This window comes from Micromonospora tulbaghiae (assembly GCF_900091605.1).
GTDB lineage: Bacteria > Actinomycetota > Actinomycetes > Mycobacteriales > Micromonosporaceae > Micromonospora > Micromonospora tulbaghiae.
On record NZ_FMCQ01000010.1, the window covers coordinates 248348 to 262605 of the forward strand.

The window sequence follows — 14258 nt, forward strand, 5'->3', positions numbered from 1 at the left end:
AATCAGGTGGCCGCTCCCCCGGCTCCGGGGGCAGGATCGGGATCATGGCATCCCGGCACATCACCACCCCGATCACCACCGACCTGCTTCGCGGCGCGCTCGACCTGGAACACACAGCGGACGGGGTGCTGCCGCACCGGCTGCCCGCGTGGGCCCGGGCGCAGAACGTCGACCCGCAGCTGATGACGGCGGAGGCGATGCCCTCGGGCGTACGGCTGGTGTTCCGTACCCGCGCCACCACAGTCGAGCTGGACGTGCTGCCCACGAAGATGGTCTACCGGGGCACCGGGCCGCGTCCCGACGGCCGCTACGACCTGGTCGTCGACGGCCGCCTCGCCGGCCAGGCCACCGCCGACGGCGGCAGGGTGCTCACCATCGACCTCGCCACCGGCACGTCCGGCGTCGAGGCGGGCCCGGTCGCCACGGTGCGCTTCACCGACCTGCCCGCCACCGACAAGGAGGTGGTGATCTGGCTGCCGCACCGGGAGATTACCGAACTGGTGGCGCTGCGCACGGACGCGCCGGTCGAGCCGGCCGACACGGACGGACGCCGGGTGTGGCTGCACCACGGCAGCTCGATCAGCCACGGCTCGGACGCGGAGAGCCCCACCGGCACCTGGCCCGCGATCGCCGCCACGCTCGCCGGCGTGGAGCTGGTCAACCTCGGGTTCAGCGGCAGCGCGCTGCTCGACCCGTTCACCGCCCGCGCGATGCGCGACACCCCGGCCGACCTGATCAGCGTCAAGATCGGCATCAACGTGGTGAACAGCGACCTGATGCGGTTGCGCGCGTTCGGCCCCGCCGTGCACGGCTTCCTGGACACCATCCGGGAGGGGCATACGCAGACCCCGCTGCTGGTCGTGTCGTCGATCCTGTGCCCGATCCAGGAGGACACGCCCGGCCCGGGCGCGGTCGAGTTCGTCGACGGGCGGATGCGGTTCCGGGCCACCGGCGACCCGGCCCAGGTGACCGCCGGTCGGCTCACGCTGCGCGTCATCCGCGCCGAGCTGGCGCGGATCGTGGCGTCCCGGGCCGCCGCGGACCCGAACCTGCACTACCTCGACGGGCTGGAGCTGTACGGCGAGGCCGACTACGCCGAACTGCCGCTGCCCGACGAGCTGCACCCCGACCCGGCCGCCGACCGCCGCATCGGCGAGCGGTTCGCCGCGCTGGCGTTCGGACCGAAGGGACCGTTCGCCGCACCGGAGTGACGGACACCCACCCACGGCACGGTGTGACCCAGGTCACGCCGCGCCGTGATCCGTCGGAGGCGCCGTGAACGACCATCTAGGCGTGGGAGGAAGCCAACAGGACGAGGAGCGGCTGCTGCGGCGGGTCGCACGCGCCGACCTGGACGCGTTCGACGAGCTGTACCGGCGTACGTCGCCGTGGCTCGCGATCCGGCTTCGGCGGCGCTGCGCCGACGACGGCATCGTCGCCGAGGTCCTCCAGGACACGTACCTGACGGTGTGGCGGGCCGCCGGCTCGTTCAGCGGGATCCGGCCCTCCGGTGGCGCGGACGCGCCCGGTGGCTCGGCCGCCGGCTGGATCTGGACCATCGCGGCCCGGCGCCTGGTCGACGCGCTGCGCCGCCGCGCCCGCGTGCAGGAGGTGCCGACCGACGTGCTGCCGGTACGCAGCGCGCCGGCCGCCGAGGACGAGGCGCTCGCCGGGTCGTTCGGCTCGGAGGTGGGCACCGCGCTGGACGCCCTCGCACCGGAGCTGCGGGCGGTGCTGGCCGCCATGGTCCTGGACGGCCTGACCGTCCGCGAGACCTCCGTCCTGTTGGGGGTGCCCGAAGGCACCGTGAAGAGCCGGGCGCGGCGTGCCCGCAACGCGCTACGGGAGGCACTGGCATGACCGCTCACGTTCCCCCGTCGGCCCTGGCCGCGTACGCCTCGGGCAGCCCCGACGACGCCGCCGCCTGGACGATCGAGGTGCACCTGGAGGGCTGCGCGGAGTGCCGCGACCGGCTCGGCGAGCTGGCCACCCCGCCGCTGCGCGCCCTGCTCGGCGACGCCCGGGAGGCGATCCTGGAACAGGCCCGCACCGGGCCACGACCGGTGCGCAGGCGCCCGCTGCGGCGGTGGTGGCTGCGCTGGACCGACTGGTCGCTGCTGGCCTGGGCGGCCATGACCTGCACGGCGATCCTCGCCGCGGTGCTGCTGGACCGCAACTACCCGGACCAGCCGTCGGCGGTGCTGCTGCTCGCGCCGGTGGCGCCGCTGGCCGGGCTCGCGGTGGCCTGGTCGCGACGCGCCAACCCGAACTGGGAGGTGGTCGCCGGCACCGCCCGCGCCGGGCTGGAACTGCTGCTGCGCCGTACCCTCGCGGTTCTGCTCCTGGTCGCGCCGGTGCTCGCGGTGGCCGGCCTGGCGGTCGGCCGCAACCCCGCGCTGTGGCTGCTGCCCTGCCTGACGTTCACCGCGGCGACGCTGCTGCTCGGCAGCCGCGTCGGCGTGCCGCTCGCGGCCGCCGTCCTCGGCGGCGGCTGGCTCGCGGCGGTCGCGGCCGTGTCGTTCACCGGCGGCGCCGAATCGGCACGCGCCGCCGCCGCGACCGAGGCCCTGCTCCGGCCCGCCACCATGCCCGCCTGGGCGACGGCCGCCGTCGTGCTCACAGTGCTGACCGCGCTGCGCGCCGAACACCTGCGGCGGCCCGCCGGCTGACGCCGGCCCCCCGGAACCACGCCACGGCGCCCCGCCGGCGCCGCGGACCACCCTGCCCCGAGAAGGAGACGACATTGGTACGCGCAGTGAGCGCCGACGAGGTGGCGCCGACCCGGCACGCCTGGCGGATCGAGGCGGTGGGACTGTCGGTGAAGGCCGGCCGCCACCTGGCCGTCGACAACCTCGGCCTGACGCTCGGCAGCGGCGTGCACGGGCTGCTCGGCCCGAACGGCGCCGGCAAGAGCACGCTGATGCGCGCCCTCGCCACTGTGGTCAAGCCGCACGCCGGTGTGCTGCGGCTGCTCGGCGCGGACGCCGCCACCACCCGTGAGCTGCGCCCGGTGCGCCGCCGCCTCGGCTACCTGCCCCAGCAGTTCGGCTACTACCCCCGGTTCACCGTGCGGGAGTACGTCGAGTACGTGGCCTGGCTGCGGGAGATGCCCGCCTCCGCGGTGCCGGCCGCCGCCCAGCGGGCCATCGACCGGGTACGCCTCACCGACCGGGCCGACGCCAAGCTCAAGTCGCTGTCCGGCGGCATGCTGCGCCGGGCCGGCATCGCCCAGGCGATCGTGAACGAACCGGAGCTGCTGCTGCTCGACGAGCCGACCGTCGGCCTGGACCCGGAACAGCGCGTCGAGTTCCGCGAGCTGATCCGCGAACTCGGCGCGGACGCCTGCGTGCTGGTCTCCACCCACCTGGTGGAGGACGTGGTGGCGGCCTGCTCCGACGTGATCCTGATGGACAACGGCGCCCGTGTGTTCCAGGGCCTGCCCGCCGACCTGGTCCGCCACGGCGAGACCGGCGGCGTCGGCGACAGCGCCGCCGAGCGCGGCTACTCGTACCTCCTCAAGCAGCACCGGGGCGCGTGATGATCCGACAGGTACGCGTCGAACTGCGCCGCTCCAACGCCCCGGCCGTGGCGGCGCTGCTCCTCGCCATCGGGATCCTCGGCGTCGCCAGTATGTACAGCTTCTGGCAGGGACAGTGGCTGCGGCTGGGCTACGTGCACTCCTCCGCCGTGTTCTTCCTGATGCCCCTCGCGCTGGCCGGCGGCGCGGTGCTCGGCCGTCGGGACCGGCGCACCCGCGCCGACGAGCTGATGAACAGCACCGGCCGGCCCCGCTGGCAGCGCGCGCTGCCGGCGATGACCGCGCTCGGCGTCGCCGTCGGGGCCGCGCACCTGCTCGTGCTCGCCGGCGGCGCGGCACTGATCGCCACCGGCGGCGCCTACCTCGGCGTACGCGGGCTCGCCGGGCCCCTGGTCGACGTGCTGGTGCTCGTCGGCGCGGCCTGGTGCGGCACGGCCGTCGGCCGCCTGTGGTCCTCACCGCTGCTGCCCCCGCTGCTGGCCGCCGCCGCGCTGGTCGCGCAGGAGGGCACGTCCATGCTCGTCGGTGGGGACAGCAAGGTGTCGAACGTGTCTCTCATGATCAACTGGCCGCCGGACACGCCGTGGGAGACGCTGTCGGACCGGCTGCTGCTGAGCCGGCTGGCGCTGGGGGCCGGCCTGGTCCTCGCCGGCCTGCTACTGGCGGCGGGCGGGTCGTGGCTGACCCGGGCCGGCGCGCTCGCGGGGCTGGCCGGCGGCGTTGCGGGTCTCGTGCTGATCGGCGTGCCCGGCCCGGCCGGGATCTGGCAGCTCGACGCGGGAGCGCGCCGCTACGTCTGCGCCGACGGCGCGCCACAGGTGTGCGTCACGGCAGTCAACGCGCACCTGCTGCCCGAGGTCACCACCGAGGCCCGCCGAGGGCTGAACGCGCTGGCGAAGCTGCCCGGCGCGCCGACCCGCGCGGTGGAACTGCGGCTGGACACCATCGGCAGCAACGACAGCGAGCAGTGGCACCGGCCCAGGCCCGCGCCCGGCACCGTCCAGTTCCTCCTCGAGGTCGACCCGGACACCGGCCGGGCCGCGGACGTGGCCGAGCGCATCGCCCTGGGCGGCGGCACCATGTGGTCCGGCTGCGGGCGCAGCGGCGACGACATCGCCCCGGCGATCGTCGCGGCCTGGCTGCTGGACACCGAGACGGTGCGGCTGTGGGACTCCTGGACCGGATACCGGTACGCCGACCAGCAGCAGGAAGAGATCCGGGCCGGGGTGCGGCAACTGCGTGCGCTGCCCGCACCGGAGCAGCTGCGGCGGGTCACCGCGCTGCGGGACGCGGCCACGCGCTGCGAGCCGGACCTGATGCCGGCGCTCACCGGGCGGGCCGCGCCGTGAGCCGCTGGCTGCCGCTGTACGTGCGGTCCCGCCGGCTACCCGCCGCCCTGGCCGGATCCGCGGTCGCCGTGGCCGTGATGGCCGTCGCCTGGTCCGCCTTCACCGACCGCCCCGAGGTGCCCGCCGGCCTCGCCGTGCTCACCACCGCGCTGGCGGTGGCGCCGCTCGGGCCGACGCTCGCCGGCACCGACGCGGCGCTGGAGCGGACCGCCGCGTGGTCCTGGCCGCCGCGCCGGGCCGGGCACCTGCTCGCGTACGGCGCGGCGGTGGTCGGGATGCTGGCCGCCGCCCGGCTTCTCGGCGCCGACTTCGGGCCGCCGGCCGTGCTGGCCCGCAACACGGCCGGGCTGATCGGGCTGGTCGGGCTCGGCGCCGCGCTGGCCGGCGCGCGGGCCGCCTGGCAGGTGCCGACCGCCTGGGCCGCCCTGGGGGCGTTCCTGGCCGCGCCGGGCGGGCCGGCCTGGCGGCAGGTGGCGCTGTGGATGGCGCAGGAGCCGGGCAACCGGATCGCCGCGGTCACCGCCGCGATGTTCCTCCTCGGCGGCGTCGTCGCGTACGCGCTGCGGGTCGGCCCGCAGGTCGCGGCGGCCGAGGCGGCGCTGGAACAGTGACGTGCCGGACCTCGTCGCGCGCCCGTGGCGCGGCGAGGTCCGGCCGTCGCGTCAGGTCAGCGGCACCCAGGCCAGGGTGGTCATGCCGGACAGGGCGGTCGCCTTGAGACCGGCGTCGGAGACCGTCCAGAGCACGCCGTCGATCATCAGCGAGCGGCGGATCGGGGTCCACTCGCCGCCGTCGGTGAGCGCGCCCGGATGGTCGACGGCACCGGCGACCGTGAAGCCCTTGTCGCCGATACGCAGCGCCAGCACGCCGCGGGACGGGGTGCCCTTGACGCTGTCGGCCCGGTCGGTCACCACGCCCGGCCGCTGCACCGGGATCACCACCAGGCGCTCCGGCGCCCAGTACAGGAACGCGTGCGGGTCGTTCTCCGCCTCGGACCAGCCGCCCGCGACGTGGTGCTGGGCGATCCGTGCCGGCCGGGCCGGGTCGGCCACGTCGAACAGCGACACCTGCGTGCCCGTCACCCGTCCCTGCTCGGTCGCGTCCTGGCCGACCCCGATCAGGCGGCCGTCGCCGGCCGGGTGCAGGTACGACGAATACCCGTTGATCTTCAGCTCGCCGGTGACCCGGGGCGCGGCCGGGTCACGCAGGTCCACGCCGTACAGCGGGTCGGTCTGCCGGAACGTAACCACGTATCCGGTGCCGCCGATGAACCGCACCGCGAAGATCCGCTCGCCCTTGCCCAGGCCGGTGACCGCGCCGACCCGCGTCAGCGTGGCGCCGTCGGTGCGCAGCACGTAGACGCCGGACTGCGAGGTGGTCCGCCGGCCCCAGGTGTCGCCCGTCGTGGTCGCCACGCGCAGGTGACCGTCCCACTCGGACAGCGCGTACTGGTCGATCAGCCAGCCCGGCACGGACCCGGCGGCGACGAAGCGGGGCGTGCCCGCCGCGGTGTCGAACTGGTAGATCTCGGTGTTGGTGTCGCGTGCCGCGGACGGCCCGCCACGCCACGTCCGCCAGCGCTGGTCGTTGGCGACGTAGAGGCGTGCGCCGTTGCTGTAGACGGTGTCGCCGTCGGCGGCCACGGTGACCGGGTCACCGGCGCCGAGCGCGGACGCGCCCAGGTCGAAGCTGAGCACGGTCACCATCGACGCGCCGGAGAAGCCCGCCGGCCGGCTGACCCGGTCGCAGCCGATCCGTCCGGTGCCGACGGTCCGCACGTCGTCGCGGATCTCGTAGCGGGGCAGCCAGTCGTCGAGCGTGGCCTTGTCGATGACCGCGCGGTTGGCGGCGATCCGCTGGGCGTCCGTCTTGCGATCGGGCCGGTAGGGGAAGTCGAGCCGGGGCGCGGACCGGATCACCACGCGGGCGGTCGCGCCGGACTGCCGGGCGTCGACCAGGAGGCCGTCGATCCGGTACTCCCCGACCACGCGCGGCGGTCCGGCGAGGTCCAGCAGGACCAGCCGGGCCTGCGGGGTGGTGCCCGGGCGGGTCTGCCTGCCCGGTACGGGGCCCTTGACGGTCCGGCCGGCGCGCAGCAGCACGAGCGCCCGGTCGCCGTGCAGCAGCAGGCTCGCCTCGCCGCCGGAGAACCGCTCGGCGTCGGGATCGAGCGCCAGCCGGCCGGTCACGCGGCGGCTCGCCGGGTCGACCACTGACAGCACGCCCCGGGTGACCGTGACGATCCGCTTCCCGTCGGTCTTGACCAGGTCCGGTTCGTCCACGCCGGCCTCGTGCACGTTGGTGCCGGAGTAGCCCGCCGCGGACGCCCCGCTCGCGTCCTTGGCGACGCCGCCGAGCGCCGTCGCCCGTTCCGCGCTGAACTGCCGGAGGTCGTCCGCGCCGAATCCCCACGGGCCGACCGCCGCCTTCGCGGCTGTGCGGAGCTGCCGCAGCGCCTCGTCGCAGCCGTCGAACGCCACCAGCCGCAGCCCGCCGGCCGGTACGACCCGCCCGGTGGGTGGCGGGTCGGCGGCCGGCGGTGACGCGGTGCAGCCGGCGAGAGCCAGCGCGACGGTCAGCGTGCATCCGAGCGTCCGGTATCCGTGACGGGTCATGCCGGTCAGACGTGGCGGTGACGAGCGCGGTTCCCGGCCGTGCCGCTCAACCGCCGGTCGTGGCGCTCAACCGCCCGCCATGGCGCCGAGCACGATGAACGGCTCCTTGCCGGCGACCACCTCCTCCGGCAACGGGTCGTCCGGGGACTCGTTGGAGAGGTCCAGCTCGCAGGCGTAGAAGCGGACGAACGGCCGGCGCTTCCCGCTGTGCCGGTCGCGGATCGTGCCGAGCAGCATCGGGTACGCGGCCTCCAGCGCGTCGAGCACCTCCCGCTGGGTGGGCGGCCCGGCCACCTCGACGCGTACCTCGCCGGTGACGTGCGCCAGGTTCTTCAGGTGTGCCGGCAGCACCACCCGGATCACGGCAGCACCTGGACCTCGACCGAGAGCACGCCCGGCAGGTCCCGCACGATCGGCGCCCAGGTGTCGCCGCCGTCGGCCGAGTGGTAGACCTGACCGCCGGTGGTGCCGAAATAGATGCCGCACGGGTCGAGCGTGTCGACGGCCATCGCGTCGCGCAGCACGTTGACGTAGCAGTGCGACTGCGGCAGCCCTTCGGTCAGCGGCTCCCAGTGCTCGCCGCCGGTACGGCTGCGGTAGACGCGCAGCTTGCCCTCCGGCGGGTAGTGCAGCGAGTCGCTGGTGATCGGCACCACGTAGACCGTCTCCGGCTCGTGCGCGTGCACCGCGATCGGGAAGCCGAAGTCGGTCGGCAGGTCGCCGCTGACCTCCCGCCAGTTGGCGCCCGCGTCGTCGGTGCGCATGACGTCCCAGTGCTTCTGCATGAACAGCGTGTCCGGCCGGGAGGGGTGCTGGGCGAGCCGGTGCACGCAGTGCCCGACTTCAGAGTCCTCGTCGGGGATCTCGCCGGAACGCAGACCCTTGTTGATCGGCAGCCAGCTCGCGCCGCCGTCGTCGCTGCGGAACGCGCCGGCCGCCGAGATCGCGACGTAGATCCGGTCCCGGTCGGCCGCGTCGAGGATGATCGTGTGCAGGCACATCCCGCCCGCGCCGGGCTGCCAGGACGGGCCGGTCGGGTGCTGCCGCAGCGCGGTCAGCTCGGACCACTTCTGACCGCCGTCGGTGGACAGGTAGAGGGCGGCGTCCTCGCCGCCCGCGTACACGATGTCGGGGTCGTGGCGGGACGGCTCCAGGTGCCAGATCCGCTTGAACTCCCACGGGCGCGGGGTGCCGTCGTACCAGAGGTGCTGCCCCACCTCGCCGCTGTAGGCGAAGTCGTTGCCGACAGTGGCCCAGGTCCGGCCGCCGTCGTCCGAGCGCTGGATCAGCTGCCCGAACCAGCCGCCGGACTGGGACGCGTACAGCCGGTCCGGTTCGACAGGTGAACCTGTCAGGTGGTAGATCTCCCAGCCGCCGAAGTGCGGCCCGTCGACGGTCCAGTCGTCGCGTTTGCCGTCCGAGGTCAGGATGAACGCGCCCTTGCGCGTGCCGACAAGTACTCGTACGCCGCTCATGTCTCGTCCTCTCGTCCGAGGGGTTCTCCCCGCAATGACCGTGCGGCTCACCGAAACTCATCGCTGTCGTACTCCCCGGCTACGACATTTCCGTCCCGGACGCGCGGCGGCGGGCCGCCACGCCGGTGCGGCCGGATTGTCGGAGGCTGCGGCTAGTCTGCGCGCATGACCGGCCCCGGAGACGTCCCACCCGAGCACCTCGACCGCCTGCGGCCGGTCTGCCTCGGCCTGCCGGAGACCTACGAGGAAGCGGCCTGGGTGGGCGTGCGATGGCGCGTCCGTGGCCGGACGTTCGCCCACGTGCTCACCGTCGACCCGGGCCACCAGGCGGCGTACGCGCGGTCCGCGGCGACCGACGAGCCGGTCTGCGTGATGACGTTCCGCTCCCCCGGCGACGAGATCGCCGGGCTGCTCGCGGCCGGGCCGCACTTCTTCAAGCCGGACTGGGCCGCCGACGTGGTCGGGCTGCGGCTGGACGCGGACACGGACTGGACCGAGGTCGCCGAGCTGCTCACCGAGAGCTACTGCGTGCTGGCCCCGAAGAAGCTGGTGGCGCTCGTCGACCGGCCGGGCTGAGTCAGCCGAGCTTCTTGCGCAGCGTCTCGAATGCCAGGTCCGCCCGCAGCGGCACGCCGAAGCGCTCGTCGCCGTACGGGAACGGGCTCAGTTCACCGGTGCGCACGTAGCCGCGCCGCTCGTACCAGGCGATCAGGTCGTCGCGCTGGACGATGACTGTCATCCGCATCTCGCCGGCGTGCCACTGCTCGGCCGCGTAGCGCTCGGCCTCGGCCAGCAGCTCCCGGCCCAGGCCGCCGCCCTGCCGGCCGGGGGCCACCGCGAACATCCCGAAGTACACGTGGTCGTCGCGGCGCTCCAGCTGGCAGCAGGCCACCAGGTCGCCGCCCTGCTCGGCGACCAGCACCACGCCGCCTGGGCCGGTGACCGCCGCGGCCACCATCTCCGGGTCGGTGCGCTGCCCGGCCAGCAGGTCCGCCTCGTGGGTCCAGCCCTGCCGGCTGCGCTCGCCCCGGTACGCCGACTCGATCAGGTCCACGAGGGCTGCCACGTCCTCGGGGCGGGCGACCCGGACGGTACGGGGTGCGGGGCTGGTCATGGCGGTTCTCCACGGTCGCGGCGACGTACCTGGTCAGCGTACGCACGCGGGTGTTCCGGACAACGGCCGGGACCACCGGCCGGGACGGTTCGTGGTTCACTGCCCGGCATGGAGACGACAGTCGGCGCGGCGAGCCTGCCGGCGGTCCTCGACCTGCCGCCCGGGCCGGTACGCGGTGGCCTCGTGGTGTTGCACGGCTCGCACGCCGAGCGGCGCTCCTACTTCCTGTACGCGCACCTGGCCCGGCTGCTGCCTCCGGCCGGGATCGCGGTGCTGCGCTACGACCGCCGCCCCCGGCCGGGCGGGCACGACGTGCCGCTGGCCGACCAGGCGGAGGACGCGTCGGCCGCGCTCGCCGAGCTGCGCCGGCACGTCGGGGCGGCCCCGGTGGGGCTCTGGGGTTTCAGCCAGGGCACGTGGGCGGCGGCGCTGACCGCCACCCGCTGCCCGGTCGACTTCCTGGTCCTGGTCGGGTGCAGTGGGGTGAGCCCCGCGAGGCAGATGCGCTACGGCACAGCCGAGCAGTTGCGCCGCAACGGGTACGGCCCCGCCGACGTGGCTGAGCTGGCCCGGCTGCGCGCACTCGCCGAGGACTTCCTGCGCGGCGACGTGCCCCGCGCGGTGGCGCAGGCAGAGCTGGACGTCGCCGTGCGCCGCCCCTGGTTCCCGCTGGCGTTCCTGCCCGACGAGCTGCCCGCCACGCCCGGCGCCTGGACCGACATGGACTACGACCCGGCGCCGGTGCTGGCGCGGCTGACCGGCCCGGTGCTGCTCTGCTACGGCGAGACGGACGCGTGGATCCCGATCGAGGACAGCCTCGCCGTGTGGCGGCGGGCGGCCCGCGACGCCGAGCTGACGGTGGCCCGGCTGGCCGGTTGCGACCACGCCCCCACGCTCGGGGAGCGCGAGGACCTGGACGGCGTCAGCCCGCAGTACGAGCGGGTGCTGCTCGACTGGCTCGACCGGACGCTGCCGCCGCCGGGCTGAGCGGCCGGGGCTGACTGGCCGGGCGCCGCGCAAGGCGCTCGCCCGCCCCGCGTGACCCGGCTACGCTGCGCGGCATGGACGCCGACCTGCCCACCTTCGAGTTCGCGTTTCCCGGCCCGCTGCGCGACCAGCTCGTCGCCGCCGTGCTCGACGGGAGCAAGACCACCACCACGGGTCTGGTCCAGGACTACGAGATCGACGGCGAGCCGCTGCCCGCAGTCGGCACCCGCTCGGCGGTCATCGACTCCGACGGCCGGCCGGTGGCGGTGATCGAGCTGGTCGAGGTGCGCGTCGCCCGCCTCGGCGACGTCGACCTCGACCACGCTCGCGACGAGGGCGAGGGGTTCGAGACGGTCGCCGCCTGGCGGGCCGGCCACGAGCGGTTCTGGCACGGCGACGACTACCGCGGCTGGCTCGGCGACCCCGGTTTCACGGTGGACGACGACACCCCGGCCGTGCTGGAACGCTTCCGCCTGGTCGAGACGCTCTGACGAGCCGCCCGGCGGGCGGCCGGGCTCACTCGGCGGCGAGCCAGGCGCGCAGTTCCGCGCCGTGCTCGTCGAGGCCCGGCGGCGGCAGGTCGTAGCGGGGCGGCGCCTCGGACAGGCCGATCGGGTTGCGGATGCCCGGCACCCCGCCGGCCGCCACCACCGGCTCCAGGCCGAGCCCCTGCGCCAGCGCGACCCCCTCGGCCACCGAGTTGATCGGGCTGCACGGCACGCCCACCGCACGCAGCAAGGCGAACCACTCGGCGCTGCCGCGCCGGGACAGCGCCGCCACCAGCAGCGGCCGCAGCTCGTCGCGGTGCGCGGTGCGGTCGGCGTTGCGGCGGAACCGCGCGTCGTCGGCCAGCTCCGGCACTCCGAGCACCCGGCAGAGGGTACGGAACTGCCCGTCGTTCCCGGCGATCACCACCAGCTCGCCGTCGGCCGTGGGCAGCGGCTCGTACGGCACGATGCTCGGGTGCGCGTTGCCCATCCGGTGCGGCGCCGCTCCCCCCGCGACGTACGCGCTGGTGTGGTTGACCAGCCCGGACAACGCCGAGGACAGCAGGTCCACTGTGACGTGCTGCCCGCGCCCGGTCTCCTCCCGGTGCCGCAGGGCGGCCAGGATCCCGACCGCCGCGTGCAGCCCGGCGATCACGTCGAACACGGCCACCCCGGCCTTGTAGGGCGGGCCGTCCGCGTCGCCGGTGAGGCTCATCAGCCCGGCCGCGGCCTGCACCATGAGGTCGTACCCGGGCAGGTCGGCGCCCCCGGCGGCGCCGAAGCCGCTGATCGAGGCGTAGACCAGGCGGGCGTTGCGGGCGGTGACCGTGTCGTGGTCGAGGCCGAAGCGGCGCAGCGCGCCCGGACGGAAGTTCTGGATCAGCACGTCGGCCCGGTCGGCCAGCCGGTGCGCCAGCGTCAGGTCACCGGGTTCGGTCAGGTCGAGGACCAGCGAGCGCTTGTTGCGGTTGACCGCCAGGTAGTAGGTGGAGACGTCGTCGCGCACCGGGGGCCGCCAGCCACGGGTGTCGTCGCCGCCGGGCGCCTCCACCTTGACCACGTCCGCGCCGAGGTCGGCCAGGAGCATCGTGGCGTACGGCCCGGCGAGGATCCGGGAGAAGTCGGCGACCAGCACCCCGCGCAACGGACCCGACATGCCCATCCCTCCCTCGCCGCCGACCACGATGACACATTCCTGACGGCGCGCCGGGCCGGGGTGTCCGCCCCGGCTACGGTCACGGTGGATCCGCCGACACACCGGGCGGACGTACCGGTGAAAGGGGTGCCCGTGTCGCTGCTGAGCCGGCTCGCCGAGACCACCGACGACCGCCCGGGCGCGGTGCGGGTGGGAGACCGGTCGCTGTCCTGGGTGGAGCTGCGCCGGGCGGCGACGGCGGTCGCCGACGACCTGCGCGGCGCGGCCCGGGTGGCCGTGCCCGCCACCGCGAGCCTGGAGACGGTGGTCGGCGTGGTCGGCGGGCTGCTGGCAGGCGCGGCGGTGGTGCCCGTGCCGCCCGACGCCGGCCCGATGGAACGCGACCACATCCTGCGCGACTCCGGCGCGGAACTGCTGCTGGCGGCGCCGGGCGCACCGGACGCCGACGCCGCCTCTCCGCCGGTCGTGCCGCTGGACCTGGCCCGGCGCTCGGACACCCGGCACCCCGAGCCCGACCCGGCGGCCACCGCGCTGATCCTCTACACCTCCGGCACCACCGGCGCGCCGAAGGGCGCGGTGCTGTCCCGCCGGGCGATCGCCGCCTGCCTGGACGGGCTCGCCGACGCGTGGGCGTGGACGCCGGACGACGTGCTGGCACACGGCCTGCCGCTGTTCCACGTGCACGGACTGGTGCTCGGCGTGCTCGGCCCGTTGCGCGTCGGCAGCCGCCTGCGCCACGTCGGACGGCCCCACCCCGAGCGGTACGCGGCGGCGGGCGCCTCGATGTACTTCGGCGTACCCACGATCTGGTCGCGGATCGCGGCGCAACCGGCGGCGGCGCGGGCGCTGCGCGGCGCCCGGCTGCTGGTGTCCGGCAGCGCGGCGCTACCGGAGCCGGTCTTCGCGGCACTGGCCGGGCTGACCGGGCACCGGCCGCTGGAGCGGTACGGGATGACCGAGACGCTCGTGACGGTGAGCGCCCGCGCGGACGGTCCCCGGCGGCCCGGCACGGTGGGCGTGCCGCTGCCCGGCGTGCGTACGCGGGTGGTGGACGAGCACGGCGGCCCGCTGCCCGCCGGCGCGATGGGTGAGCTCCAGGTACGCGGCGGCACGTTGTTCGACGGCTACCTGAACCGGCCGGACGCCGACGCGGCCACCCGCACGGCGGACGGCTGGTTCCGCACCGGCGACGTCGCGACGGTCGGCCCGGACGGCGCCCACCGGATCGTCGGCCGGGCCGCCACCGACCTGATCTCCAGCGGCGGGTACCGGATCGGGGCCGGCGAGGTGGAGGACGCGCTGCTGGCCCACCCGGGGGTGCGGGAGGCGGCGGTGGTCGGCACGCCCCATCCCGACCTGGGGCAGCAGGTGACCGCGTACGTGGTCGGCGACGGCGTGGCCGAGGCGGAGCTGATCGACTTCGTGGCGCGGCACCTGTCCGCGCACAAGCGCCCCCGGCAGGTGCGGCTGGTCGGCGCCCTGCCCCGCAACGCGATGGGCAAGGTGCAGAAGTCCCGCCTGACCGAGGTGTGAGCG

At 75.3% G+C, this 14258-nt stretch carries 15 protein-coding genes; 10 read left to right on the plus strand and 5 right to left on the minus strand.

All coding sequences use genetic code 11. The features are described from left to right. The first annotated feature begins 44 nt into the window (after positions 1–44). The 6 genes from GA0070562_RS26450 to GA0070562_RS26475 all read left to right on the plus strand — a co-directional run bounded on the left by GA0070562_RS26450 (position 45) and on the right by GA0070562_RS26475 (position 5498). Positions 45–1211: an SGNH/GDSL hydrolase family protein gene (locus tag GA0070562_RS26450; protein ID WP_091427046.1), complete on the plus strand. Its 1167-nt coding sequence runs from the start codon at positions 45–47 to the stop codon at positions 1209–1211. A gap of 64 nt (positions 1212–1275) precedes the next feature. Then, positions 1276–1860, plus strand: coding sequence for an RNA polymerase sigma factor (locus GA0070562_RS26455; protein WP_208577260.1), 585 nt, complete (start codon positions 1276–1278; stop codon positions 1858–1860). Beyond that, the gene (locus tag GA0070562_RS26460) at positions 1857–2669 is read left to right on the plus strand and encodes a cupin domain-containing protein (RefSeq protein WP_091427048.1); all 813 of its coding nucleotides are present in this window, start codon (positions 1857–1859) and stop codon (positions 2667–2669) included. The genes GA0070562_RS26455 and GA0070562_RS26460 overlap by 4 nt, the downstream gene beginning before the upstream one ends. 74 nt (positions 2670–2743) lie before the next feature. Continuing rightward, the gene (locus GA0070562_RS26465) at positions 2744–3538 is read left to right on the plus strand and encodes an ABC transporter ATP-binding protein (protein WP_091427049.1); all 795 of its coding nucleotides are present in this window, start codon (positions 2744–2746) and stop codon (positions 3536–3538) included. Beyond that, positions 3538–4887: a hypothetical protein gene (locus GA0070562_RS26470; RefSeq protein WP_091427050.1), complete on the plus strand. Its 1350-nt coding sequence runs from the start codon at positions 3538–3540 to the stop codon at positions 4885–4887. The genes GA0070562_RS26465 and GA0070562_RS26470 overlap by 1 nt, the downstream gene beginning before the upstream one ends. Further along, positions 4884–5498: a hypothetical protein gene (locus GA0070562_RS26475; protein ID WP_091427051.1), complete on the plus strand. Its 615-nt coding sequence runs from the start codon at positions 4884–4886 to the stop codon at positions 5496–5498. Before GA0070562_RS26470 ends, GA0070562_RS26475 begins: the two co-directional genes overlap by 4 nt. A gap of 51 nt (positions 5499–5549) precedes the next feature. Here GA0070562_RS26475 and GA0070562_RS26480 read toward each other — a convergent pair whose 3' ends face one another. The 3 genes from GA0070562_RS26480 to GA0070562_RS26490 all read right to left on the minus strand — a co-directional run bounded on the left by GA0070562_RS26480 (position 5550) and on the right by GA0070562_RS26490 (position 8977). After that, a complete protein-coding gene (locus GA0070562_RS26480) occupies positions 5550–7502 on the minus strand; it encodes a beta-propeller domain-containing protein (RefSeq protein WP_254663875.1) in 1953 nt (650 codons plus the stop codon). 66 nt (positions 7503–7568) lie between these two features. Then, positions 7569–7865 (minus strand): MoaD/ThiS family protein, encoded by a 297-nt coding sequence (locus GA0070562_RS26485; protein ID WP_018784437.1) that lies wholly within the window; start codon positions 7863–7865, stop codon positions 7569–7571. Further along, the gene (locus GA0070562_RS26490; RefSeq protein WP_091427052.1) at positions 7862–8977 is read right to left on the minus strand and encodes a WD40/YVTN/BNR-like repeat-containing protein; all 1116 of its coding nucleotides are present in this window, start codon (positions 8975–8977) and stop codon (positions 7862–7864) included. The genes GA0070562_RS26485 and GA0070562_RS26490 overlap by 4 nt, the downstream gene beginning before the upstream one ends. Before the next feature lie 165 nt (positions 8978–9142). On the opposite strand from GA0070562_RS26490, the gene GA0070562_RS26495 reads away from it, so the two are divergent. After that, on the plus strand, positions 9143–9553 hold the full coding sequence (locus GA0070562_RS26495; protein WP_091427053.1) for an MmcQ/YjbR family DNA-binding protein: 411 nt from the start codon (positions 9143–9145) through the stop codon (positions 9551–9553). Between the two features lies 1 nt (position 9554). Here GA0070562_RS26495 and GA0070562_RS26500 read toward each other — a convergent pair whose 3' ends face one another. Further along, on the minus strand, positions 9555–10091 hold the full coding sequence (locus GA0070562_RS26500) for a GNAT family N-acetyltransferase (RefSeq protein ID WP_091427054.1): 537 nt from the start codon (positions 10089–10091) through the stop codon (positions 9555–9557). 108 nt (positions 10092–10199) lie between these two features. Between GA0070562_RS26500 and GA0070562_RS26505 the strand changes: the two genes are divergently transcribed. Together GA0070562_RS26505 and GA0070562_RS26510 are read left to right on the plus strand one after the other, a co-directional pair. Beyond that, positions 10200–11078: an alpha/beta hydrolase family protein gene (locus GA0070562_RS26505; RefSeq protein WP_091427055.1), complete on the plus strand. Its 879-nt coding sequence runs from the start codon at positions 10200–10202 to the stop codon at positions 11076–11078. A 74-nt stretch (positions 11079–11152) separates the two neighbouring features. Beyond that, positions 11153–11569, plus strand: coding sequence for an ASCH domain-containing protein (locus tag GA0070562_RS26510; protein WP_091427056.1), 417 nt, complete (start codon positions 11153–11155; stop codon positions 11567–11569). A 25-nt stretch (positions 11570–11594) separates the two neighbouring features. On the opposite strand, the gene GA0070562_RS26515 is transcribed toward GA0070562_RS26510, so the two are convergent. Further along, positions 11595–12722 carry a CaiB/BaiF CoA transferase family protein gene (locus GA0070562_RS26515; RefSeq protein ID WP_091427102.1) on the minus strand — a complete coding sequence of 376 codons (1128 nt, stop codon included), beginning with the start codon at positions 12720–12722 and terminating at the stop codon, positions 11595–11597. 132 nt (positions 12723–12854) lie between these two features. On the opposite strand from GA0070562_RS26515, the gene GA0070562_RS26520 reads away from it, so the two are divergent. After that, positions 12855–14255: an acyl-CoA synthetase gene (locus GA0070562_RS26520; protein ID WP_091427057.1), complete on the plus strand. Its 1401-nt coding sequence runs from the start codon at positions 12855–12857 to the stop codon at positions 14253–14255. Positions 14256–14258 lie beyond the last annotated feature (3 nt).